The sequence below is a fragment of the Ruminococcus flavefaciens genome, from assembly GCF_900108555.1.
Classification (GTDB): domain Bacteria; phylum Bacillota; class Clostridia; order Oscillospirales; family Ruminococcaceae; genus Ruminococcus; species Ruminococcus flavefaciens_P.
In genome coordinates, this window is the sequence record NZ_FNWV01000004.1 from 165,693 (window position 1) to 190,931 (window position 25,239).

The window sequence follows — 25,239 nt, forward strand, 5'->3', positions numbered from 1 at the left end:
CCTGCAAGTAGTAGGCAGTAAGTAGCAAGCAGTTTCTGCAAATTCATAATAAAGAGTCGTAAACCGCTGTATTCCCAGCTTTCTACTCTCTACTTTCTACTCACTACTCACTTTTCTGGAGGTATTTTTATGGATCTTAAACAGCTTCGCGACGGCATCGACGATGTAGACAGCGAAATCCTTTCACTCTTTATGAAGCGCATGGAGCTTTGCAGAGGGGTGGCAGACTACAAAAAGGAGCATAATATGCCCGTCTTTCAGGGCGGACGCGAACAGCAGATAATCGACCGCATCGTAGAGCTGACTAATGATAAAAATCTCGAAAAAGGCACTTCTGCCCTTTTCACTACTATCATGGACATAAGCAAGATATTGCAGAACCGCACTATCCTTGAAGATAATAAAGACTATAAATACACTGCTCCCGACTTTGCAGGAGCTAAGAAAATAGGCTGTCAGGGCACTTCCGGTGCTAATTCCGAGGTTGCCGCAAAGAAAGTTTTCGGAGACAGGGAATTCACATTCTATCCCTCTTTTGAGGAGGTTTTCAAGGCTGTTCAGTCAGGTGAAGCCGATTACGGAGTGCTTCCTGTTCAGAATTCCACCGCAGGCTCTGTTGACAGCACCTACGACCTTATGGCAAAATATCCGTTCTACATAGTAAAAATGGTGACTTTGGAGATAAATCACTGTCTTGCTGCTAAAAAAGGCACTAAAATAGAGGATATCACCTGTGTTTATTCTCACAGACAGGCTCTTTCACAGTGCGAGGTGTTCCTCAGCAAAACAGGTCTGAAAAAGCATGAGTACAGCAATACTGCCACAGCTGCACAAAAAGTTGCAGACAGCAATGAACCTATCGCCGCTATATGCTCCGTTGACTGTGCTGAAAAGCTTGGACTTGAAGTCATTGCCCGTGATATCGCAGACTGCACTATCAACCGCACTCAGTTCATAATCATAGCAAAGGATATGCAGGTGGCAGAGGACTCTGATGCAGTATCCGTAATGCTCACTATCCCTCATAAGGAAGGTAGTCTTTACCGTCTGCTGACCAAATTCTACGTAAATAACATGAACCTTCTCAGGATCGAGAGCCGTCCCATACGCGACGGAAGCTTTGATGTCATGTTCTTCCTCGATTTCAGCGGAAAAATGTCCGATCCGAATGTTGAAGCCGTTCTGCGCGACCTTGCGGAAAACCTTGAGGACTTCCGCTGCATCGGTACTTTCAAAAATGAAACCTTCTCTTGAAAAAGGAGTAAAAAATGTCCGATAAATTCTTTTCTTTGCTCGAAAACAACAGTTTCGTCTTTCTTGACGGAGGTATGGGCACTATGCTTCAGGCTCACGGCATAAAGACCGAGCACGTTCCCGAGCTTCTCAATATAACTGACCCTGAGGCTATTATGAAAATACACCGCCTTTATGTTGAAAGCGGTGCAGATGTGATCTACGCGAACACCTTCGGCGCAAACCGCTTCAAGCTCGCAAAAAGCGGTCATACCGTAGAAGAAGTTGTATCGGCAGGTGTGGTCAACGCGAAAAAGGCTGCCTCGGGAAAGGCTCTCGTAGCTCTTGACTTAGGCCCTATAGGTCAGCTTCTCGAACCTGCGGGAACTCTCAAATTCGAGGAAGCCTATGACGTATACAAGGAGCTTGTACTGGCTGGCAGAGAAGCTGATGTCATAGTTATAGAGACTATGACAGACCTGTACGAAGTCAAGGCTGCTGTCCTTGCTGCAAAGGAAAACTCGGACAAACCAATTCTCGTAACTATGACTTTCGAGGAGAATATGCGTACCTTTACAGGTGTTTCTCCCGAGTGTATGGTAGCTGTTCTGGAAGGTCTGGGCGCAGACGCTATCGGTGTAAACTGCTCTCTCGGACCTGAGGAGCTCTTCCCCGTTCTCGACAGGATATGCTCGCTCACTACTCTTCCTGTTATTGCAAAGCCTAACGCAGGTCTCCCCGACCCTGTTACCAACGAATATAACGTTGACCCCGATGATTTTGCCGCAAGTGCCGTAAAACTGGCAAATGCAGGCGTAACTGTATTCGGCGGCTGCTGCGGTACTACTCCGCAGCATATATCCGCTATGATAGATGCACTTTCGGGCATGGAGCGTCAGACGCGAAAGATAGTCCGCGCAAGTATAGCCTGCTCGGCTGTGAACTGCGTAAATATCAATCAGCCCCGAGTTATCGGCGAACGTATCAACCCCACAGGCAAAAAGCGTTTCAAGGAGGCTCTCCTTGCACATGATGTGGACTATATCCTCGGTCAGGCTGTTGAACAGATACACGCAGGCGCAGAGATACTGGACGTAAACGTTGGACTCCCCGGTATAGACGAAAAGGAAATGATGGTAACGGCTGTAAAGGCTATACAGAGCATTTGCGACACTCCGCTTCAGCTCGATTCCACCATACCCGAGGTACTCGAAGCAGGTCTGCGCGTGTATAACGGCAAGCCTATTGTAAACTCTGTTAACGGCGAGGACGACTCCCTCGAAGCTATACTCCCACTTGTAAAGAAGTACGGTGCTTCCGTTGTGGGACTTGCTCTGGACAAGGGCGGTATACCGAAAACTGCCGACGGACGTTTTGCTATTGCGGAGAAGATACTACACAGAGCTATGGAGTACGGCATACCAAAAGAGGACGTTTTCATCGACTGCCTTACACTGACGGCTTCTGCCGAGCAGGACGGCGTTATGGAAACTCTAAACGCACTCCACAGAGTAAAGACAGAGCTTGGACTCAATACCGTTCTCGGTGTATCGAATATTTCCTTCGGTCTGCCTAACCGTGAGCTCATAACCCGTACCTTCCTGACAATGGCTCTACACAGCGGACTTACCCTGCCTATCATCAATCCGAATATCGAGGGGATCATCGGTGCTGTAAGAGCATACAGGCTTCTTGCAGGAATTGACCGAAATTCTGCGGATTTCATAAGCATATACGCTCAGGACGACAATGCTCCCAAAGCTCCTGCACCTGCGCAGGACAAGGGTTCGCCCGATATAATGTACGCAGTTGAGAACGGTCTGAAAAACAACGCCGTCAAGGCTGCCGAGGAGCTTATGAATACCGTTGATCCTATGGAGATAATCAACAGCTACCTCATACCTGCTTTGGACAATGCAGGTGCTAAATTTGAAAAGGGCAAGATATTCCTGCCCCAGCTAATACTTACAGCGGAAGCAGCACAGGCTTGCTTCGAGGTCATAAAAACAAAGCTCTCGGCTGCAAACAGCGAGAGCGTATCAAAGGGCAAGGTGGTGCTTGCAACTGTACACGGCGATATACACGATATCGGTAAGAATATCGTAAAGGTGCTCCTTGACAGCTACGGCTTCACGGTCATAGACCTCGGCAAGGACGTACCGCCCGAAACTATCGTAAATGCTGCTATCGAGAACAAGGTCAGCCTTGTGGGACTTTCCGCACTTATGACAACTACCCTCGGTGCTATGGCTGAGACTATAAAACAGCTCAACGAGAAATACCCCGAGTGCAAGACAGTTGTGGGGGGAGCTGTTCTCACGGCTTCATACGCCGAGCAGATACACGCCGATTTCTACGCAAAGGACGCTAAACAGACCGTGGATATTGCATCTAAAGTTTATAATGCGTAACTGTAGGGAACGCCTCCCAACAGGAGCCGCGACCCTCTGTCCTTAGGACATCTCCCTGTACTACAGGGAGTCACCCTCGGCGTTCCGAGCCTGACGATGCAAATAACATGAACCAAAATGTAGGGGCGGATATTATCCGCCCGAAAAAAGCAGCCCATTGGGCTGCTTTTCTTTTTGCATTATAAACTGTGGGAGCCCGAGGGCGAGCTCCCCTACAATGGGTTATTTTGAGTTTTATGGTTATTGGCGGACGCGCAATGCGCGTCCCTACTACTTTCTACTCACCTGCGGACTGCCACAGGCAGCCCCTACAAGCTAATGACTAACGGCTAAGGGCTTAGCTTTAGCGTATATCTTGCCGATGATGAATGCTGCTACATCTGCTCCTATAGATGCTATTCGCATAACAAGTACAAAAAGCACTATCCTGTCAGAAAATTTGTCTCCGCAGACAAACAGCATCACTCCCTCGCGTATGCCGATACCGCCGGGTGCTCCCGGAGTTACAAATCCGATTATCCATGCAGCCATAAAAGCTCCCGTAAGAGTTATAAGTTCTGCCGTGTCTGCCTGAGGTATTATGAGCTTCAGGCATATGAAATACATACACGCTGACACTAAATTCTGGAGCAGATAATAGAACGCTCCGCGCAGCAGCATAGCTCGGTTTTCCTTTGCAAAAGCCTTTGCATATCGCGATATATATGCTTTGAACTTATCCTTGAATTTCAGCCTTAACAGAAGTATTATTATGGCAACGATAATTATTCCTATTATCGCATCAACGACCAGACTTCCCATGAACTGCGAAAATACTTCTGCAAGCATATGTCTCAGAAGCACTACCGATATGACTCCCGTCCAGAACACGCAGAAAAGTATATCAAGCACAGTCGCGCAGGCTACGTCTACATGGCTTATATCCATATCCGATGCAAGCTGATTTCGTCCTACGTACTGGAATACATTGCCGGGGATATACTTGTACAGATTTGACTGGGTATACACAGGCATTGCTGTCGAAAAGGGTATCTTTTGTCCCGAAAGCGACCTTGTGAAAACAAGCCACGGATAACAGGAGAATATGATTATCACTGTCGTTACGATCATACACAGGAAAAGTGCTGTCAGTACTCTGCCGTCACGGAACTGGGATATGCTTATATCCATGTCAAACAGCTTTTTCACCACAAAGGCAAGGGCTGCTATCATAACGACATTTCCGATAATTTTTATGATCTTCTTCATTTCTTACCTTTTCCCAGCATTTTTTCAAACAGTTCCACATACTTTGCGCATATGGACTTCCATGAATAGGTATCACGGGTATAACGGCTGTATTCAGCCGCTTTTTTCTTGTATTCGTCACGGTGTGCGCAGAGGTCTTTTACTCTCTCTGCGTACTGCTTTGCATTTCCGCTCTCCATTATCCAGCCGTTTTTGCCGTCGATAACAGCGTCGCGTATGCCCTCTATTCCCGATGCGAATACTGCAAGACCTGCAAGGCTCGCCTCAACTGCCACAAGTCCAAAGCCCTCCATATCGCCGTCAACATGGATATTAGGCATGATGAAAGCGTCTGCGTGAGTATATACCGAATTCAGCTCTGCTGTCTCGACTCTGCCAAGCATTTTCACCTTGTCGCTAAGACCGTGCTTTTCGATACCCTCTGCGATAGTCTCTCTGTCCTCACCGTCACCGACTATGAGATACTTTACCTTTTCGTCTTTCAGCTCGGGCATTACATTGCGCACGAACCAGTCAACGCCCTTGCGCTTTACAAGTCTGCCTACGGTTATTATAACGGTATCGTCCTCGGATATGCCGTTTTTTCTGCATATCTCTGCGTAATCTGCACACTCGCCGCTGAACTGCTCTGTATCGACTCCGCAGTTTATTACGCAGGAACGCTTTCCGCCGCGCTTGCGGAAGGTCTCGTCAGTCTCGCGGCTGATAGAGATATACCTGTCGAATTTATTGTAGAAAAACTTCAGATAAAGCTGATACAGCTTGTTTTTGAAGGTAATGTCAAGTCCGAAAACATTGACCACTACCTTTTTGCGAGGGTGGAAAAGCTTCGTAAAGAAGCCCACCGAGCTGAGAAGTGCGTCTCCCACAAAGATAACATCGTACTTGCCTGCTTTGAACACTGTTTTCAGCAGTGCATAGGGCAAAAACCACACAAGGTGTTTCTGTGACCTGCCAAGTGAGATGATGTCCGCATCTACCTTTGAGGGATCGAAATTGTTGTAAAGATTATAGCTGAAATTCTCCATTCCGCCAACAGCAGGCGGATATTTTCTTGTGATATAAAGCAGCTTAATTTTCTTCATTCTTCTTCTCCTCGTCACTCTTGCCGCATTCCATTTTTCTCACTCTGTACTGAACGTCCTCAAGAAGCTTTCTGTTTGCTGAGATAGTGTCTCCGAGGAGTCCTATGGTAATGGTCTGGAAGCCCATCATTATGAGTATGGCTGTGAGGATAAGGGACTGGATATGTCCGCTGCCGTCGCCCATTGCCATGAGGATAAGGAAGCGCACACCGAGTATCGCACCCAGAAACATGAGTAAAGATCCGATTGACATGAAGAATTTAAGGGGCTTGTACATAACGAAGGAACGTGTTATAACTGTTGATGAACGCTTCATGTAACGCCACATACTTGAGAAAAGTCTTGAAGGTCTTGTCTCGGGATTTGTCCTTATAGGCACTGATGTCATGGCAGTCTTGTTGTTGCCTGCCTGTATTATTGTTTCAAGAGTGTAGGTATATTCATTGACAACGTTGAGTCTAAGTGCGGCATCACGGGAATAAGCTCTGAAGCCGCTGGGAGCGTCGGGGATATCAGTGCCCGATGCAACACGTACCACCCAGCTTCCGAGATGCTGGAACTTCTTCTTTTTCCACGAGAAATGCTCTGTTTCGTCAATAGGTCTTTCACCGATAACTATATCGGCTTTCTGATCCAGTATGGGGCGTACTATCTTTTCGATATCAGCTCCGCAGTACTGGTTGTCGGCGTCAGTATTCACTATGATATCTGCGCCGAGGTGGAGGCAGGCATCTATACCTGCCATAAAGCCCTTTGCAAGACCTTTGTTGCGCTTGAATGATACTATATGATGAAAGCCCAGCTCACGGGCTTTTGCCGCGGTATTGTCCTTGCTTCCGTCATTTATGATAAGGTACTCTATTGTGTCTATACCGTCGATATGTCTGGGCAGGTCGTTGTATGCAAGCTCCAGCGTTTCCTCCTCGTTATAGCATGGTATCTGTATGATAAGCTTCATATTTACATTCCTTTCTATCAAGTTGCAGGTGAAAAGCGCACCGACTGTATGGCTATTCCAAGCTGACGGGAATCAGCAGGATTGGACACGGAAGCGCTCCACAGCGGACTCTGTATCTCAAGGATATTTTCTCCGTCCTCTATCTGCTCGCTGTCCACCTCAAAGTGGAGCGGCTGACCGTTATTCTCGGGAGTTATAGCTTCTGTTCCTATCTTCTCACCGTTCATAAGGAGAGTTACCTCCACACGGTCTGTTCCCATTTTATCAAGAGGCAGTCCGCAGCCGAATTCCATAGTAATATCGTAATCCCCGGGGTAAAGTCCACATTCTATCTGTGCCTTTTCGCTGTCTGTCCAGCAGAAAAAGCTTTCAAGCTGTGACACGCCGCTCATCTTTGTATAATCCCCTGCGGCAGTATACATAAAGCGGTATTTATCGTAGGAATATATCCTTATATCCTCTTCTGTCACCCAGAAGCTGCGTGAAAGCGGAACGACAGTACCTGTATTCACCATATCGTCCTCGATATGATGCAGCTTGTTGGAGTAAACAGCTGAGTAATCCTCATTATCAAGAGCAAGCTCCGTGATAACGATAACTCTGCCGTATCTTGCAGCAAGTCTGTCTATCTGCTCGGCATCGTCCATATCTTGCGGAATAACTGCTGCACCTGTCATGCTCTTTACAGGCAGCCATAATCTTGAAGCATATGTGGGAGAGATGACCACACAGTCGTCCTTATCCACGAAATCCGCAATGTCCTCGATAATGCTCCATTCCATACGTGTATCGTCCTTGTTGAGCATGAGATATCTGTCAAAACGGGCAAGATAAACAAGTCCGAAAGCTGTTACAGGTATGAGCACCTTTCCGCCTGCACGGTCAAGCGCTGCGACGCTGAATATAACAGCGACAGGTATGAAAGGTGTGAGATAGCGCGAGTAATAGTAGAAGTACTGGATATCATATCTCAGGAATGAGGAATATACCAGTATGCAGTAGAAGAACATGATGAAAAGCACAAGTCTTGACTGACGCTCTGCGAAGTATTTTGCATAGATAACTGCAAATATCATTCCGAGAGGCATGAGAACAAGTCCTGCATTGCCTGCAAATCCCCATAATGCAAGGTGATTTGCTTCTTTCCAGCTGCTGTACTTCATGAACGCCCTTGCTATGATGTACGCGGTCGGCAGTATCACCATAAGGCGGAGAAGCAGTATAAATCCCTTTGAAAGTGCCGCATCACGGGTGAACTTGATGCTGCTGAAATTCTTTTTCGTGCGCTTCTTCACTATGAATATAAACAGTAACACAGCCACGGCTGCTCCTGCCGACAATGCGGAAACTATCATAGTGATGTTGTTGACGCCTATGCCGCCTACAAATACGGGGCTGTAGTTGTTCATGGTGTAGAAGGGCTGTATCTGCCTCATCATAAAGTAGCTTGCAAGATAACTGAGTATCGTCACAGGCATGAGCACTGCATACTGACGGTCTCTTGTGAACACATACATTCCGCCGTATATCAGCACGAACATGGGGAGCATGGTGTATATGGAAACATGATAGCAGCCGAATACCGCTATTGGTATCACCGACAGCCATTTGTGCTTAGGATCGTCATCATCTGTCATAAAATAAAGGAACGTGACGGGTATAAGTGTCAGGAGCATCTCTGTCAGTGAAGCCTTTGCTGCCCATATTATAACAGGTGCGAATGCCGCTGCTGCACAGGCGCAGGCAGAAGCAACGGGTCTCAGCTTCAAATTACGGCTTATGAAGTATACAATGAATATGAGACATATGAAAAGCAGTGTCTCAAAGCCAGACATACTGCTCATGCCGAACATTGTGCCCCACATGGCAAGAAGTGCGGAATATGTGGGTATACCGTGGATAATTCCCGATACAGGGCTTACGTTCCTGTCGTATACAGTGTCGGGATAATCCTCATCTGGGACATCATAGCCGCGAAGATAATTCTTTACGGCGTTTACAAACTGTTCGCGCTCCTGATCGTTGTCAAAGTCGTGGTACTCGGAAATGTCCTTCTGACGCTTGGTATCGCCGTTCATAAAGAGTATCGCCTGCGTCTGGTATACGCCCTGATCCTGTCCCATGCCGAAATACTCGTTTTTCTGAGAAACAAATGGTACGGAAAGAATACATACTATGATCGGGATAAGCATATCCTTCAGTGAAAAGTCGTTCTTGAAGATATGCCGCCACCTGAACGGCTTGCTCCTGCGCAGGAACAGCACAAGCAGCAATACAGCTGCGCTTATAGCCAATGCTCCGCAGCCTGCACGGTAAATGGTATACTTGTCGATGACGAAGAGTCCCATGCTGGCAAAAATATGAGCAAAGAACCACATAACGACACCCATTACCGCCCCCTCGATGATATTCTTTTTCCTGAACCATATTACAGCACTCAGCACGGAGAATACAACTCCGACAAAGCAGACCGCAGTAAACAGCATTATTTACCCTCACTCCTTGCAGATTTTATTGATAAGATCGCTGAAATTACGCATTATTACTTCCCAACGGTAATTCTTTTCAACATATGCTTCCGCATTTTTGCGAAGCTCTGCATATTCCGCATCGTGGGAGAATATATAGTCGATTATTCCTTCAAATTCAAAGTAGTTCATATAGTAAAGTCCGCCGTTGCTCTTTATGCAGTGACCTTTCAATACTTCGCATATGCCGTTTACGATAACAGGCACGGAAAGCGTCATTGCTTCAAGGACGGATATGGACAGGCTCTCGAATTTTGACGGAAGTATAAGGCATTTCGCGCCCGATATACCGCTGAACTTGTCCTCTTCACTTACAAAGCCAAGGCTGATTATGTCCTTGTGCTTTGGTATCTCGCACACGGGCTTGCCCATAAGTACAAGCTTCAGCTGACTTTCGGGGCGGCGTTTCTTGTATTCAAGGAAATACTTGAACATGGTAGGGCAGTCCTTGCCCTCGTCGATACGTCCCACATATATGATATAATCGCCGTCTATGCCGAATTTGCTGCGGAAGCCTGCTTCGTCAGGCTCGCAGGGCACTTCAACTCCCGTACCCATTACGCGGCAGGGGATATTTTCACAGTGGAAAAGTCCCTGCACAAGAGCTTTTTCTTCATCGGTAAGGAATACATATGCCTTTGGGAGATTAAAAAAAGTCTCGTAGGTCTTGAAGTGGATAAAAGGCTCTTCGTGGGCAGTAGGTATGAATATAGCCTTATCGGCTACCTCGGGAAGTCCCTTTACAGTAAGGTAGTAGAGATAGGTAACGAATATGAACGCATCATATTTGTCCTTGCTTTCACGGATATAGTTTATTGCCGCAGGTGAATAAGGTCCCTGCTTCTCGAACCATACCGCCTCTGTTTCAACATTGTAATTGCCTTCTCTGAGGTACTTTCCGTTAAAATCATTGAAGTCCTTTGCTCTCTGCTTCTCAACGGGAAAACGAAGGACTCTTACGCCGTTTATCTCTTCCTCATCGGCTGTATAGTAGTTCTCCCATGTGGTGTATTCAAGGGCTTTTGTGGTTATTACATCGACCTCGAATTCTCCCGTGAGACGCTCTGCAATAAGACGGGTATAATACTCAGAGCCGCCGTTGACTTCAAGTCCGTATCTCTGATTGACAAGTGCTATCCTCTTCATTATTCCTTATCTCCGCTAACTTCTCTGAAAAACTTCATGTATTTATCAACGATAACGTCCCATGCAAAATTGCTGCGGACATAGTTCCTGCCGTTTTCGCCCATTTGCGCAGCTTTGTCCTTGTTGTTGAGGAACCAGTCGGTGCAGCCCTCAAACTCGAAATAATCGCCGAAATAAAGTCCGCCGTTGGACTCGGAAGCAAAATTTCTCGTTACCGCACAGCCGCTGTGTACAAGTACAGGTCTGCCGCAGAGCCAGCTTTCCATGATAACAAGTGAGAAGCTCTCGTTTTTCGAGGGCTGGCACAGGAATTCGGCAGCTGCCTGAGCGTTGTACTTGTCCTGCAAGTCGATGAAGCCTAAGTCTATTATGCGTTTCTGCTTCACAAGCTCTGACGGGAGTTCGATGTTTCCGCCGCCTATGAGTATAAGTTTAAGGTCGGTATCACGGCGTTTTACATACTCGGAGAAATACTTCACCAGTGTGTGGACGTTCTTTCCCTCGTCCTTGCGTCCTGCGTATATTATGAACGGACTGTCGATGCCGAATTTGCTGCGGAATGCAGCCGCATCGCTGGTAAGGTCGGTATATACGCCCTCGCCGAGACAGCCCTGCTTCACACGGCTCATGTCGAATACGCGGTTCGCAAGGTCGTATTCTGGCTTTGCATGGTAGATTATACCGCCGATATTCTCAAATACGGACTTAAATCTGTCCATATACACGTATGACTCATCATGGAAGCAGGGTATCAGCACCGATTTTTCGGGGCATACCTGCAAGCCGTGAAAGGTAGTTCCGAACATATAGGGGATAAATACGAAAAGGCTGTATTCATCGCTGTGAGTCCTGATATACTCGCACAGATCGGGACTGTTAACGTTTTCATCAGTATATATCTTCTGCTCATCGGCTGATACGGGCATATTCTTCATAAGCTTTGCATTTACCGCATCAAATGCCTGTACATTGCGCTTTCTTATCTTAAATCTTTTTATAGGGAAGCCGTGAACAGTATCCTCGCCCTCGCTGAAATAATTCTCATTCCAGTCTGCCGAAAACTCCTTTACGCAGGTGCTGAGCATTTCCACCTCTATACCTGCTTCATGCAGATGTGTGGTAAGTCCGCGGAGCTCCATTTCTGCTCCGCCCGGTATCTTTTCACTGTACCACGGAATAACAAAACCTATCTTTTTCATTTTTATATCCTTTATTCAGGCTTTTTTGCCGTTTATAAAATCTGTGAGCTCTTTTTCAAATGTGGCTTTTATGCGCTCGTATGAGAAGTCCTCAAGTCGTCTGCGCTGTCCCTCGATAATGCTCTCGCGGAGCTTTTCGTCCGTAAGCACTCTGTCTATGACAGCTGCTGCAAATACGGGATCGTTATTATCGAGAAGTACGCCGCTTCCGCCGAGAGTGTCCGATATAGCACTGGTATCATAGGCTATTACGGGAACGTCAAAGAACATGGCTTCAACCAGCGGTACGCAGAAGCCCTCATGCTCGCTCATACAGACAAATGCATCTGCAAGGCGGTAATACGCCAGTATCTCGCTGAACTTTATATGTCCCGGGAATATGACATCATCGCCTATGCCAAGTGCGTTTGCATACTTTTGGAGACGCTCGTAATAATTCTCCATACCTTTTGAAGAGCCTACCAGTATGAGTCTCGACTCGGGGTTGAGCTTCTTATAGCAGTAAAAGGCTCTGATAACGTTTTCCTGCTTCTTGTTTGGAGCTATTCTTCCGACAAATACCAGATTTTTCTTGCCGTCGCTGTACTTCTTTATGGTAGCTTCATCAGGTGTCTGTCTGTAGTCATCGAACTTTATGAGTATAGGTCTTATGTCCATAGGACAGGTATAGCCCATTTTTACAAGCTCTGACCTGTTATACGCCGATACCGCCAGTACATAGTCTATCTTGTCGCGCAGGTACTCCACGCCCTTGTAGCCAAGCTCGGTAAGCTGTGTGGCTGCTGTGTTGTACGGGCGGAAAAACTCGGGAGGAGTTACGTTATGGTATACCATTATCCTGCGGCACTTGTAATTGTCTATCTTGAAAGTAAGGTCTGTACCTGTGGATTTGTGATAAATAAGCACATCGTCCTTTTTCAGGTCGCGGAGCTTGTCCGCTTTCTGAGCTATGCCCTCGGGGAGCCTTTTATCTATATTCTCGGCGTAAATGTCGGTATCATACCCCATTTCGCTGATAACTCCCTTGAGAGCAATTGTGTCATTTCCTATAGCATCACCAAATGAGAGGGTGGGGAGAAGCTGAACTACACGCATTATACATTCTCCCCTGAAAGCCTGCTGCGAAGCTCATTGTTCTCGCGTTCAAGCTTGTCAAGACGCATAAGGAGCTCCTTATTCGCAAGTTCAAGAGTCTCTACTCTGCCGCTGAGGTCAGAGGACTTGCTGTCAGTAAGCGACTTCATAACGGTAACTGCATTTGCGTTGAAGTCGTTCTGCTCAAATACTACAGGCTCAACGTAAAACTTCACCATTTTGCGTATAACCTTCTTGATGAATACCTTTACGGAGTTGCCTTTAAGCTCCTTGTAGGGCTGTATATAGTAATGAGAAGTGATATAGTCAAGGGCTTCGGAAGCCGAACCGCCCTGTGCTGTCTTTTTATATGGCACATCTTCAAAGCTGAGCATATCCGCAGTAAGTCCCTGATCCTTTATCTTCTGCTTTATCTCTGCCATTATATCTTCTATATTTATCTTTTCGTTTTCCATGATTTATCCTTTCTTAGTCGCAACTACTGCATAATCCTGACTTCCGAACAGCATCTCGGATACCTTTTTCATTGCCTTGTTGAATTCCTCGGTATTCTCTCCGCCTTCGAGCTTCAGCTCGGGTATCTCAAAGGGCGGTCTGCTGTTTTCGGTATAGATTATCTCGATGTCCTTAAAGCCTGCTTTTTCGAGATAATACTGCATAGTAAGAGGGTGAACAGGCTTTATGTGCGACGGATCTATGTAGAATGCATTGGTATATATCGAGAGCGAGGTGGGGTTGGGAGTCTCGATGATGATACAGCCGCCCTCTTCAAGACGCTCATAGGCTGTATTGCACAGCTGTATTATCTGATGAGGCTTGAGGTGCTCTACCACCTGTCCAACAAAGATTCCATCAACGCCCTCAGTTTTTGCAAGGAAGTCCGCACCGTCGCCGCAGGTGGCTGTGAGTCCTTTCATATTGCAGTATTCCACATAGGGCTCATATATATCCACGCCCTCGGCAGTTATGCCGTTATCCTGCATGAGGGAGAGGAATTCTCCCCTGCCGCAGCCAATATCGATCACCTTTTTCTTGTCGCGGAAGAATTTAAGGTAGAATTCCTGCGACTTCTTGATACTCTCGATAGAACCGCGGAAATGGTTCTCGAAGTCGAAATAGTCGATGTCCTCATAGTCAGAGCCGCTTTCAGCAGGTACAGCCACAGCCGCAGGAGCTGCGCTCTCTGTGGGAACAGCCGCAGGAGCTGCTTTCAGCTTCTTTTCAAGGCTTGCTATCTTTGTTTTCATCAGCTCGTTCTCACTTGTGAGACGCTCGATCATAGCATTGTTGTTTCTTACATTGACGCAGGTAGGCTCAAATTCGTCCCTTATGCGCTTAGCCCCGTCGTCAAATACGCTGGTCTTGTCGGAATATTCCTTGTCCGCAGCTTCAAGTGCGGAATATATGCCGCCGAAAAGCTTTCTTTTTATACTTCCCTTGATGCCCTTCTGGTGTCTTGCATTTTCAATAAACTGCGATAAATAGCTCATATCTTACCTCTTGAAATTCCATGTGTGTTCGATGCGGAATACTCCTGCATCGCCCTCTGCCGATATCATCTCAATTTTATGTGCCTGTCTGTAATAATCAACAGGTATGCCTTCACCCTGTTCGATAGCTATGTCAAGATTGTAAGTACCGCCGAGAAGCATGACTTTTTTCAGCAGTATCTCAACTGTTCCGTCCTTGTCAATGACAAAATCGGGGACTTTGTCTATCCTTGTGTTTGTGCCATAGCACTGTATGCCGTTGAGGTCAAATACTCCCACGCCGAATACAGCGTCATCTACGGGCTTTTTCACAGTGTAGTCCACGATAAGCTTTATATCCTCGCCGACACGGAACGCGCTCTGCTCGGTACCGTCTGCTGAGAATGAACGGACTCTCTTTATGCGAGCCTGTCCGCTTCCCCAGCGTTTGCCCTGCTCGTTTTCGGAAGCTTCCGTTTTTTCCGAACCTGCCTCAGCCGCTTTCATAAGCTCCTGACGCTTTCTGCTCATATAGTCAAGATACTCAAGGTCTATCTCCTTTGGCGGTCCTTCCGCCTTGATAAGTCCTTCATGTATCCATATGGAGCGGTCACATATCTGCTCTATCTGTCCGAGAGAATGGGATACTATAACTATTGTAGTGCCCTGTGCCTTTATCTCTCTCAGCTTGTTGAAGCACTTTGCCTGAAAATTCGCATCGCCTACCGCAAGTATCTCGTCGATGAGAAGTATGTCCGCATCAACGTTTATAGCTACGGAAAAGGCAAGACGCATATACATTCCCGACGAATAGGTTCGGACGGGATTGTCGATGAAGTCCGCAAGCTCCGAAAACTCAATTATATCATTAAGTCGTGCATCTATTTCCTTTTTGGTAAGTCCGAATATAGCCGCATTGGTATAGATGTTCTCCCTGCCGCTCATATCGGGGTGGAAGCCTGCTCCAAGCTCGATAAGGCTCGAAACTCTGCCTTTGAGTTTTATTGTTCCGCTGTCGGGATACATTATCCTTGTGAGAAGCTTCAAGGTCGTGCTCTTGCCGCAGCCGTTATGACCGATAAGTCCGATAGCCTCTCCTTTTTTTACGTCAAAGCTTATGCCGCGGAGCACCTTGCGCTCCTCATAGCGGCTGCGCTTGCGGAAAAGCAGGCGTTCTTTAAGCTGTGCGCCCTTGTCGAGATACACCTTGAAGCTCTTGGTGATATCCCTGACCTCTATTGCAATTTCATTTTCTGCCATTACAGTTCCTCCGCAAAGTGCTTTTGAAGCTTATTGAATACCAGTGCGCCGAATATAAGGAAGAATACTCCCAGAGCTGCTGCGATCAGAAGAGTCGAAAGATCAGGTATCTGCTTGTCGTACAGCACTGTTCTGTAACATTCGATTATAGGCGTCATCGGATTGAGATTGAAGATCGGGAGATACTTCTCGGGAACTATCGACTTTGAGTATACTATAGGTGTAAGATACATCCATGCCATAGATACTATGCCGAGAATATGCTCTAAATCTCTGAAATAAACGGTCACAGCCGATGAAAGCATTGCCATGCCAAGTGCAAAGATGTATTCTACTATCATTATTATCGGAAGCGTAAGTACTGCCACGAAGTTTATACCTGCTCCCGTTACTATTATCACCGCAAATATGACTATGAAGCACAGCAGCATATTGACGAAACAGCTTGTAACATAGGATATGGGTATTACCATTCGCGGGAAGTATATCTTCTTTACAAGGTCTTTCTGCGATATAATTGACGCTGCGCCCACGGTTATGGACGATGAGAAGAATATCCACGGTATCAGTGCAACGAACAGATAAAGATAATATCTCGGCACATCGTTGCGAAGTATCTTCGAGAAAACTATCGTATAAACTATCAGCTGGAAAAGAGGATTGATGAACGTCCACAAAAAGCCCAGAACAGAGCCTTTATAACGTCCTCGGAGATCTTTTTTCACAAGGCTGAAAATCATCTGTCTGTAGTCATAAAGTTCTTTTATCGTACTCATTTATTGCTCCTTGAAAAGCGCGTTTTCGGGATTTTTCTGAAAAAGCGCATAAAAATCCATAGTATCTTTTAATTATATCACAAGCGCATTATGCTGTCAAGTATAATGCTGCCCGTTCTCCCATATAAAGCAAAAAACGGACAGTTTTGTCCGTTTTTGTCATTTATGGTATTTTCCGCCCTCTGCTATCTGAAAGGCGCGGTATATCTGCTCAAGGAGCATTACTCTCGCAAGCTGGTGCGGAAAGGTCATTTTCGACATGGAAAGCTTCAGAGTACCCATTGACTTTATCTCGGGGTCAAGTCCGAATGAACTGCCGATTATGAAAGTAACGGTACTTTGTCCGCTTACGCCTGCGTTCGTTATTTTCTCCGAAAGCTCGGGGCTTGAAAGCTGCTTTCCCTCGATACACATAGGCACTATCATGCCCTTTGCGTAACGCTTTATCTGCTCGGCTTCCTTTTTTAGTGCAGACGCTATCTCCTTATCCGATGGATTATCGCTGAGTCTGCACTCGTCAAGCTCATGGAGCTCAAATGTGCAGTATCGTCCGAGACGCTTTATGTATTCAGCGCAGGCACTGCGGAGATATTCCTCTTTGAGCTTGCCTATAACAATAAGTACAATATTCATCAGAATACTACTGCTCCTCCCTTAGTCTCAACGGGAGCTACTCCGAGAAGATAGTCCCTGCCTCTTGTAAAGCCCGAAAGTCCGCGCTGTACCGTGCTGTCAGCCATTTGTGGGTGATTGTTGTCCTGACTGAGATGCCCAAGCAGTATATGCGTAGTACCGCGCTCTATCATCTTTCTCACCTGAACTGTGCAGTCATCGTTTGAAAGGTGTCCGATAGGAGAAAGTATCCTCTCTTTCAGATAAAAGGGATACGGTCCTGTGCGCAGCATATAGTCATCGTAATTTGACTCGATAAGCACCATTCGGCAGCCTTTAAGGGCTTCGTCCACCTCGGGGGTAACGTGCCCTAAGTCGGTGCAGACTGCACAGTATTTATCGTCCTCTGTATGTATCCTGTAGCCACAGCTCTGTATAGCATCGTGAGGGGTATTGAAACAGCTCACCTCACTGCCGCCGCAGCTTATGGTCTTTCCCGTAATGTCTATGACGTGGGAGTTTACCGCTATTTTTCCGCCGTCGCAGAGCCGCTGCAAAGTACGCTTCTGACCGTATACGGGAAGTCCCGTTTTCTTGGTCAGCATGGCAAGTCCTGCAATATGGTCGGAGTGTTCATGGGTTATGAATACTCCCTGTATCGCTTCAAGCGGTATGTTATTCACTTCGAGGGCATTGCAGAGCCGTCTGAAGCTGACTCCGCAGTCTATAAGTATTCCGCCTTTTTCAGTTCCGATAAATGAGGAATTACCCTTGCTGGAGCTGAAAAGTGGATAGAGTCGTGCCATTGGATATTCTCCGTTCTGTTTATTATCTTCTATTTACAAAAGCAATAAATCATACTTTTTACAAAAGCAATAAATCATACTTTTCACAAAAGTGCAATAGTTGAGAGTTGAGAATTGAGAGTTGTAGTATCGCCTGCGGCGATATTATCTAAATAATGTGATCAAAGCGAACACATTAACTCTCAACTCTTCACTCTCAACTCTAAACTTAATTTATCTTATTGATCTCTGTGCCCTGACGGGTCTCCTTTACTTCATAGCCAAGAGCTGCTATCTTGTCACGGAGCTCGTCTGCAAGTGCGAAATTCTTGTCCTTACGTGCAGCCTTGCGCTGTTCAACAAGTTCCATGACTTCACTTGGGATATCAGCAGAAGCCGAACCTGCATTGTCTGCAAACTCCTTTGCATTTGCGATAAGGTCAAGTCCCAGCACCTTGTCGAACTCATTGATAAGTGCAAGCTTTGTTGCCGCATTTGCCTTTGATTTCAGTACATCGTACAATACTGTGATACCCATAGCTGTATTGATATCATTATCAAGAGCATCTCTGAAATCCTTCATGAGACGGTCATATTCAGCCTTGTCGATATCGCCGCCGTTTTCCTTTGTGAGAGGTGCTATCTTCTCAATGAGCTTATTATAAGCTATCTTTGCGTTGTCGAGGTTCTCCCATGAGAATACCAGTGACTTTCTGTAGTGTGACTGGAGACAGAAGAAACGGTATATAACAGGCTTGTAGCCCTTTTCTTCAAGGAGTGATACTGTAAGGAACTCGCCCTTGCTCTTGCTCATTTTACCGCTGTTTGTGTTGAGGTGGAGCACATGGAACCAGTAATTGCACCACTTATGTCCGAGGTATGCCTCAGACTGTGCAATTTCGTTTGTATGGTGTGGGAATGCATTGTCGATACCGCCGCAGTGGATATCGAGGTATTCGCCGTTATTCTTCATGCTGATGCATGAGCACTCAATATGCCAGCCGGGGTAGCCAATGCCCCACGGTGAATCCCATTTAAGCTCCTGATCGTCAAACTTTGACTTTGTGAACCAGAGTGCGAAATCAGCCTTATTGCGCTTGTTCTCGTCAGCCTCAACGCCCTCGCGGACACCTACTGCAAGGTCCTCTTCGTTGAAATCGTTGAATACATAGTACTTTTCAAGCTTTGATGTGTCGAAATATATATTTCCGCCTGCTTCATATGCATAGCCCTTTTCGATAAGCGAGCTGATAACGCGGATAAACTCGTCTATATAAGTAGTAGCAGGTACAACTACATCAGGCTTCTTGATGTTGAGCTTTTTGCAGTCCTCAAAGAAAGCGTCTGTGTAGAACTTTGCTATCTCCATGACTGTCTTGTGCTCACGCTTTGCGCCCTTGAGCATCTTGTCATCGCCTGTGTCGCCGTCACTGGTAAGATGTCCGACATCGGTGATATTCATAACACGGTTCACATCATAGCCTGTGAAGCGGAGATACTTTTCAAGTATATCCTCCATGATATAGCTTCTGAGGTTGCCTATGTGCGCATAGTGGTACACAGTAGGTCCGCAGGTGTACATACTTACCTTGCCCTCTTCATGTGGTACGAATTCTTCCTTTTTGTGTGATAATGAATTGTATAACTGCATTTATATTTCCTCCTATAAAAAGTTGAGAGTTGAGAATTGAGAGTTGAGAGTTATTATTTCTCACTCAATTCCATATTCTCCTTTTTTGTCTTTATTATTGATGAAATTATTAATTTCAATTCACGAGCCTCTTTATTCATTGATTCAAACTGTAAATCAGTGATATATTCTGTCTCACGCAACAATCAAAGCCAGTATATGGTCTCAGCTGACTCTTTTAAAGCTATTCCCATTTTTGAAACAAAATCCTTATCGCTTTGCGCATCTAATGCTTCACTTACGTTTGCACCAATACTTGTTCCGCTCCTCAATATCTGACGTGATAAAACATACTCTTTCTTTTCAGAAAGGTATTTATAAAGATTTACTACCCTTACAGCAAATCTGAAACTCTTTTCTCCTATAATGCTATCGCCCATAACAACCTCTATCTTTCCGAATTCAGCCGTTGATCCTTTTAACTCTCAATTCTCAACTCTGAACTCTCAACTGAATTAAAAGGACCATATCTCGGGCGGTGGGTTCTTTATTTTTAGCTTTGAAAAGTAGCCGAACATCACCAGAAACTCTGGTATAACACGGAGTCCGTCACGGTAGTAAGCGTCAATGCGCTCCTTGTCGTCGGTTATGCCTTTATAGTTTCGCGGACAGAAAAACGTCCACTCGGCTGTGAGGCTGTCAAAGCTGAGCCTGAAAAAGCCCGAAGGACTTTCCTCGCCAAAGGCTTCAAGAAGTGCTATATGGTCGCCTGCTGTCTCGGCTGCACCTACATAAGCCGTGCTTCCGTCAAGGCTTACAGCTCCGAGAAGTCTGCTGTCAGCTTTTACTGCCTCATTTATCGCCTCATCGGACGGATATTTTATTATATTCATCTCTGCCCTCCTTTTTTCAAATAGTATGCAGTTTGAAATATCCCACTGCATATTATTTGTCAAGACATAATAATAAAAAGCCCCCGAGGATATACCTCGGAGGCGCAATTGCTCGTTTCCACTCCGTCTTGAACTCATCTTATCCTTAACGCGGACGAAACGCCGACAGATACACACGCTCACGCGCTTCCCTGACGGGACTGACAGCCGCACTTCACTTCCCCCGACTATGTGCTCACACCTGCCGCACACTCTCTGTAAGTCCGCAGAAAAGTTACTCTGACTGCTATGTCTTTATTGAGAACTAAGACCTTAGAACTAAGATCTTAGAATTTAGTTGTATACAAATGCAAAGTTTGAGCTCTTAGCTCTTAGCTCTTAGCTCTTAGCTCTTAGCTCTTAGCTCTTAGCTCTTAAATAATTATATACCATTAAGGTAGTATTTGTCAATAGCAATACATTCCCCTTGACTCTGATTTGCTTCTCCTCAACTATGAACAAATTGTAAACATTTCTCCTATCCCTTGACTTTGCCACTGTAAAAGATATATACTTTATTTAGCACTCTGATAGTCAGAGTGCTAATTTCACTATGGAGATGTTTTTAATGGAAACAAAACAGTTTAAAGCAGAGTCCAAAAGACTCCTCGATATGATGATCCACTCGATCTATACTCATAAAGAGATCTTCCTCCGTGAGCTTATCTCCAATGCAAGCGATGCTATAGATAAGCTGTATTTCAAATCTCTTACCGACGACAAGGTCGGTCTCAATAAAGACGATTTCGCAATATGGATATCCGCTGACAAGGACAGCCGTACCCTTAAAATAACCGATAACGGTATCGGTATGACCGAGGAAGAGCTCGAAAACAACCTCGGTACTATCGCAAACAGCGGTTCATTCAAGTTCAAGAACGAGAACAAGCTCGAAGAGGACAACCAGATCATCGGTCAGTTCGGTGTAGGCTTCTACTCGGCATTCATGGTAGCTAAGAAAGTCACCGTTATCTCCAAGGCTTACGGCAGCGATAAGGCTTACCAGTGGGAGTCTGAGGGCGTTGACGGCTACACTATCACAGAAGCTGACAAGAAGAGCGCAGGTACTGAGATAATCCTCGAAATGCTTGACGATACAGACGATGAGAACTACGGCGAGTTCCTCGACCAGTACAGAATAAAGTCCCTCGTAAGCAAGTACTCCGATTATATCCGCTTCCCTATCAAAATGGAGGTTTCACACAGCCGTCCGAAGGAGCAGACTGAGGAAGAAAAGGAAGCAAAGAAGCCTCTTGAATATGAGGATTACATGGAAGTTGAAACTCTCAACAGCATGACTCCTCTCTGGAAAAAGAACAAGAACGAGCTCAAAGAAGAGGATTACAAGCACTTCTACACAGAGAAGTTCTTTGACTATAACGAGCCGCTGAAGTATTCCCACATCAGCAACGAGATGCCTGCATACAATGCTCTTCTCTATATCCCGTCAAAAGCTCCGTTCGACTACTACTCAAAGGAGTACGAAAAGGGCTTGCAGCTCTACTCAAACGGCGTTCTTATCATGGACAAGTGCGCAGATCTGCTCCCTGACTATTTCAGCTTCGTAAAGGGACTTGTTGACTCTGAGGATCTGTCGCTGAATATCTCCCGTGAGATGCTCCAGCACGACAGACAGCTCAAGGCTATTGCCAAGAGCATAGAAAAGACTGTCAGCAACGAGCTGAAAAAGATGCTCAAGAACGAGCGTGAGAAGTATGAGGAGTTCTGGAAAGCATTCGGCTTACAGCTCAAATACGGTATCTACAGCGACTTCGGCATGAACAAGGAAAAATTACAGGATCTTCTCCTGTTCACTTCTTCAAACGAGCAGAAGCTCGTAACTCTTGACGAGTATGTTACTGCTATGCGCGAGGATCAGAAGTATATCTACTATGCTACAGGCGAAAGCGCAGCACGTATAGAACAGCTCCCACAGACAGAGCTTGTTAAGGAAAACGGCTTCGAGATACTCTACCTCACAGACAATATCGACGAATTTGCAATAAAGTCACTTATGCAGTACAAGGATAAGGAATTCAAGTCCGTATCCGCTGATGACCTCGGTCTTGAAACTCCCGAAAAGAAGGAGGAGCTCAAAGCTAAGGAAGAAGAAAGTGCAGGTCTCCTTGACGAGCTGAAAAATGCTCTTGACGGCAAGGTAGCAAAGGTAGCACTTTCTCAGAGACTTAAATCTCACCCTGTATGCCTTACAAGTGAGGGCGAGATATCTCTCGAAATGGAGAAAGTCCTCAATTCAATGCCTACCGATCAGAAGATACACGCACAGCGCGTTCTCGAAATAAATCCCGATCACGAAATATTCGGCAAGCTGAAATCTCTCAGCGAAAGCGGCGACAAGGACAAGCTCGGCAAGTACGCAAAGCTCCTCTACGATCAGGCACTCCTTATCGAGGGCATGAGCATAGAAAACCCTGTTGAGTTCTCAAATCTTATCTGCGAGCTTATGTAAGCAGCGTTTGCTATAATACTAAGAAAAAAGCGGTACACGTGTACCGCTTTTTATTATGCTTCGATCTTCTTTAAAGTACGTTTTACGATGATCTTCAGCCTTTCACAGGTATCATGCGGAAATTCCGTCACGAATTTTACAGCCTGATCGTGTGACTCCTGCTGTGGGAATTTAAGGAAGTTATGGAAGAATGTATATACCTCGCCGAATGACGAGAATATCTCTTCAACCGCTTTTTCCCCCTCGGGAGTAAGGACAACGCTGTTGCAGAAGTCCTCATAAACATATCCGCTGTCAGCCAGACAGCGCAGCATTTTGCTGACACTTGGTCTTGAGACACCAAGATGCTTTGATATGTTCACACAGCGAACATCATCATCTGTTTCGCTCAATTCTTTGATAGCTACTAAATACCTTACGTATCCTGCACATTGTTTCATAGTAAAAATCCTTTCAATAATCCTTAGTATATCATAGTATTAAATATATTACTTATCGGAATCTATAAGATGCCAATAACCTTTAAGATAGACTGCTCCCGATATCACAGTCAGAACAGTTGAGATCCAGACAAGGACAGGCACAACTATGTTGTCTATCGCATTTCTGAATGTCTCGGGGAAATCAATACCAAAATCAAAACAAAGACACAGCCAGAATAATATTGCAATTATCGCTACCATTGTAAAAGCTGTTTTCAGCTTACCCCATACACCGGCAGCTACTACTATTCCGCTGTTAGCCGCGAGAAGCCTTAATCCGGAGACCATAAACTCGCGGGCTGTAATGATTATGAGCGGTATTGCTCCCATTTTCACCTCTGACAGCTCTACAAATACTGCAAGAGCCGCTATTACAAGCACTTTATCAGCCAGAGGATCAAGGAATTTTCCGAAATTTGTTACCAGATTTCGCTTTCTCGCTATTTTTCCGTCAAGAGCGTCCGTTATGGAAGCCGCCGAGAATATCAGCAACGCTATACCATAATGCAAAGGAACGTCTATATACATAAACAGCAGAAAAAACGGGATCAGTACGACTCTGAGAAGAGTCAGCCTGTTAGGCAGATTCATTGGTCTATCACCTCTCCTATCAAATCATAATCGAGAGTATCGGTGATCCTTATTTTAACATAATCGCCAATCTCAAGTGGTGTTTCTGATGTGAAGAACACCTTTCCGTCTATGTCAGGGGCATCAAGTGCGGTCCTGCCGAACCAGCATTCACCGAACTTGTCAAAGCCCTCAACGACTGCGGTAAGCTCTGCTCCCATAAGCTTTTCATTGTTTTCACAGCTTATGAGCATTTGCTGCTCCATGATTATATCTGCGCGGTGAGCGGCAGTTTCCTCGTCGATCTGGTCGGGGAACTCATAAGCCTTTGTACCTTCTTCACGGGAATATGCAAAACAGCCAAGTCGGTCAAAACGGACTCTTTTGACAAATTCCGCAAGCTCTTCAAACTGCTCCTTTGTCTCCCCCGGGAAGCCTGTGATAAGCGTTGTCCTGAGTATGATATTCGGGACTTTTTCTCTTATATGAGCAAAGAGTGCTTCAAGCTTCTCCGTATCGCCCCAGCGGTTCATACGGGAGAGGATATCTCCGTTGCAGTGCTGTATTGGTATCTCAAGATACTTCACTATCTTTTCCTCACGGGCGATCACATCGAGAAGCTCGTCTGTGATGCGCTCGGGATAGCAATAAAGAGTACGTATCCAGCGGAGTCCGTCTATTTTGCAAAGCTCCGTGAGAAGCTCCGCAAGCTTTGGCTCGCCGTACAGGTCATTGCCGTAAAGTGCGGTATCCTGAGCTATGACTACCAGCTCTGTAACTCCGTTCTCCGCAAGGAAGCGAGCTTCTTTAAGCACATCTTCCATTGGTACGCTGCGGAATTTACCTCTTATAAGAGGTATAGCACAGTAGGTACAGCAGTTTGAACAGCCCTCAGCTACTTTGAGGTATGTGAAAAACGGCAGTGTGGATATTATCCTTTCGCCGCTGAGCTCGGCATCGAGCTTCGGCGCAAAGTGTACGCAGCGTTCACCTGCAAGCACATTATCGAGGATATCAACGATATCCTTTGTATCACCTATACCTATAACAGCATCTGCCTCGGGGAACTGCTCGGCAGCCTCCTCCTTGTATCTCTCAACAAGACAGCCTGTTATGATGATCTTTTTCAGCGTTCCCTCTTCTTTGAGTTTTCCAAGTTCAAGAATGGTATCTATAGCCTCTTCCTTTGCGGACTTGATAAATCCGCAGGTATTGACTACCGCAACATCGGCAAGTCCCGGCTCTGTTACCAGCTGATATCCGTGGCTTTTCAGTTTATAGAGCATACGCTCTGAATCAACAAGATTTTTTGAACAGCCAAGGGATACCATACCCACCTTGATCGCCATA

22 protein-coding genes are annotated in these 25,239 nt (G+C 45.9%); 3 read left to right on the top strand and 19 right to left on the bottom strand.

The genetic code is table 11. The features are described from left to right. Positions 1–129: 129 nt before the first annotated feature. Both BLW60_RS07465 and BLW60_RS07470 read left to right on the top strand, forming a co-directional pair. Positions 130–1,254: a bifunctional chorismate mutase/prephenate dehydratase gene (locus BLW60_RS07465; protein ID WP_074715931.1), complete on the top strand. Its 1,125-nt coding sequence runs from the start codon at positions 130–132 to the stop codon at positions 1,252–1,254. A gap of 14 nt (positions 1,255–1,268) precedes the next feature. Beyond that, positions 1,269–3,644 (top strand): homocysteine S-methyltransferase family protein, encoded by a 2,376-nt coding sequence (locus tag BLW60_RS07470; RefSeq protein ID WP_074715933.1) that lies wholly within the window; start codon positions 1,269–1,271, stop codon positions 3,642–3,644. A gap of 315 nt (positions 3,645–3,959) precedes the next feature. Here BLW60_RS07470 and BLW60_RS07475 read toward each other — a convergent pair whose 3' ends face one another. The 16 genes from BLW60_RS07475 to BLW60_RS07550 all read right to left on the bottom strand — a co-directional run bounded on the left by BLW60_RS07475 (position 3,960) and on the right by BLW60_RS07550 (position 20,328). Next, the gene (locus BLW60_RS07475; protein WP_074715937.1) at positions 3,960–4,892 is read right to left on the bottom strand and encodes a lysylphosphatidylglycerol synthase domain-containing protein; all 933 of its coding nucleotides are present in this window, start codon (positions 4,890–4,892) and stop codon (positions 3,960–3,962) included. After that, positions 4,889–5,977, bottom strand: coding sequence for a glycosyltransferase family 4 protein (locus BLW60_RS07480; protein WP_074715939.1), 1,089 nt, complete (start codon positions 5,975–5,977; stop codon positions 4,889–4,891). Before BLW60_RS07480 ends, BLW60_RS07475 begins: the two co-directional genes overlap by 4 nt. After that, positions 5,964–6,935 carry a glycosyltransferase family 2 protein gene (locus BLW60_RS07485; protein WP_074715941.1) on the bottom strand — a complete coding sequence of 324 codons (972 nt, stop codon included), beginning with the start codon at positions 6,933–6,935 and terminating at the stop codon, positions 5,964–5,966. The genes BLW60_RS07480 and BLW60_RS07485 overlap by 14 nt, the downstream gene beginning before the upstream one ends. A 17-nt stretch (positions 6,936–6,952) precedes the next feature. Next, positions 6,953–9,421, bottom strand: a complete 2,469-nt coding sequence (locus tag BLW60_RS07490) for a hypothetical protein (RefSeq protein ID WP_074715943.1) — start codon at positions 9,419–9,421, stop codon at positions 6,953–6,955. Positions 9,422–9,430: 9 nt separating this feature from the next. Continuing rightward, positions 9,431–10,609, bottom strand: a complete 1,179-nt coding sequence (locus BLW60_RS07495; RefSeq protein ID WP_074715946.1) for a glycosyltransferase family 4 protein — start codon at positions 10,607–10,609, stop codon at positions 9,431–9,433. Continuing rightward, entirely contained in the window at positions 10,609–11,808 is a 1,200-nt protein-coding gene (locus tag BLW60_RS07500) for a glycosyltransferase family 4 protein (RefSeq protein ID WP_074715948.1), read from the bottom strand. The genes BLW60_RS07495 and BLW60_RS07500 overlap by 1 nt, the downstream gene beginning before the upstream one ends. A 15-nt stretch (positions 11,809–11,823) precedes the next feature. Beyond that, positions 11,824–12,903, bottom strand: coding sequence for a glycosyltransferase (locus BLW60_RS07505; protein WP_074715950.1), 1,080 nt, complete (start codon positions 12,901–12,903; stop codon positions 11,824–11,826). Continuing rightward, positions 12,903–13,358, bottom strand: coding sequence for a coiled-coil domain-containing protein (locus tag BLW60_RS07510; protein ID WP_074715952.1), 456 nt, complete (start codon positions 13,356–13,358; stop codon positions 12,903–12,905). Before BLW60_RS07510 ends, BLW60_RS07505 begins: the two co-directional genes overlap by 1 nt. 3 nt (positions 13,359–13,361) lie before the next feature. Beyond that, positions 13,362–14,393: a class I SAM-dependent methyltransferase gene (locus tag BLW60_RS07515; protein WP_074715954.1), complete on the bottom strand. Its 1,032-nt coding sequence runs from the start codon at positions 14,391–14,393 to the stop codon at positions 13,362–13,364. Positions 14,394–14,396: 3 nt separating this feature from the next. Then, positions 14,397–15,632, bottom strand: coding sequence for an ABC transporter ATP-binding protein (locus BLW60_RS07520; RefSeq protein ID WP_074715958.1), 1,236 nt, complete (start codon positions 15,630–15,632; stop codon positions 14,397–14,399). Further along, positions 15,632–16,408 (bottom strand): ABC transporter permease, encoded by a 777-nt coding sequence (locus tag BLW60_RS07525; protein WP_028517830.1) that lies wholly within the window; start codon positions 16,406–16,408, stop codon positions 15,632–15,634. Before BLW60_RS07525 ends, BLW60_RS07520 begins: the two co-directional genes overlap by 1 nt. A 159-nt stretch (positions 16,409–16,567) precedes the next feature. Continuing rightward, on the bottom strand, positions 16,568–17,044 hold the full coding sequence (rlmH, locus tag BLW60_RS07530) for a 23S rRNA (pseudouridine(1915)-N(3))-methyltransferase RlmH (RefSeq protein ID WP_139283381.1): 477 nt from the start codon (positions 17,042–17,044) through the stop codon (positions 16,568–16,570). Beyond that, positions 17,041–17,826, bottom strand: a complete 786-nt coding sequence (locus tag BLW60_RS07535; RefSeq protein ID WP_074715961.1) for an MBL fold metallo-hydrolase — start codon at positions 17,824–17,826, stop codon at positions 17,041–17,043. The genes rlmH and BLW60_RS07535 overlap by 4 nt, the downstream gene beginning before the upstream one ends. Positions 17,827–18,034: 208 nt before the next feature. Then, the gene (cysS, locus tag BLW60_RS07540; protein ID WP_074715963.1) at positions 18,035–19,456 is read right to left on the bottom strand and encodes a cysteine--tRNA ligase; all 1,422 of its coding nucleotides are present in this window, start codon (positions 19,454–19,456) and stop codon (positions 18,035–18,037) included. Between the two features lie 185 nt (positions 19,457–19,641). Next, positions 19,642–19,875, bottom strand: coding sequence for a four helix bundle protein (locus tag BLW60_RS17335; RefSeq protein WP_347496392.1), 234 nt, complete (start codon positions 19,873–19,875; stop codon positions 19,642–19,644). Positions 19,876–19,950: 75 nt separating this feature from the next. Then, on the bottom strand, positions 19,951–20,328 hold the full coding sequence (locus BLW60_RS07550) for a hypothetical protein (protein ID WP_074715965.1): 378 nt from the start codon (positions 20,326–20,328) through the stop codon (positions 19,951–19,953). Positions 20,329–20,935: 607 nt separating this feature from the next. Here BLW60_RS07550 and htpG point away from each other — a divergent pair. After that, the gene (gene htpG, locus BLW60_RS07555) at positions 20,936–22,837 is read left to right on the top strand and encodes a molecular chaperone HtpG (RefSeq protein ID WP_074715966.1); all 1,902 of its coding nucleotides are present in this window, start codon (positions 20,936–20,938) and stop codon (positions 22,835–22,837) included. Positions 22,838–22,890: 53 nt separating this feature from the next. Here the strand turns inward: htpG and BLW60_RS07560 are convergent, their stop codons facing one another. From BLW60_RS07560 to rimO, 3 genes are read right to left on the bottom strand one after another with little or no spacing between them, the layout of a single operon-like run. Continuing rightward, complete coding sequence (locus BLW60_RS07560; protein WP_074715968.1) at positions 22,891–23,277, bottom strand: metal-dependent transcriptional regulator; 387 nt, start codon at positions 23,275–23,277, stop codon at positions 22,891–22,893. A gap of 48 nt (positions 23,278–23,325) precedes the next feature. Then, the gene (gene pgsA, locus BLW60_RS07565) at positions 23,326–23,910 is read right to left on the bottom strand and encodes a CDP-diacylglycerol--glycerol-3-phosphate 3-phosphatidyltransferase (protein ID WP_074715971.1); all 585 of its coding nucleotides are present in this window, start codon (positions 23,908–23,910) and stop codon (positions 23,326–23,328) included. After that, a complete protein-coding gene (gene rimO, locus BLW60_RS07570; protein ID WP_074715973.1) occupies positions 23,907–25,238 on the bottom strand; it encodes a 30S ribosomal protein S12 methylthiotransferase RimO in 1,332 nt (443 codons plus the stop codon). The genes pgsA and rimO overlap by 4 nt, the downstream gene beginning before the upstream one ends. Position 25,239: the final 1 nt, after the last annotated feature.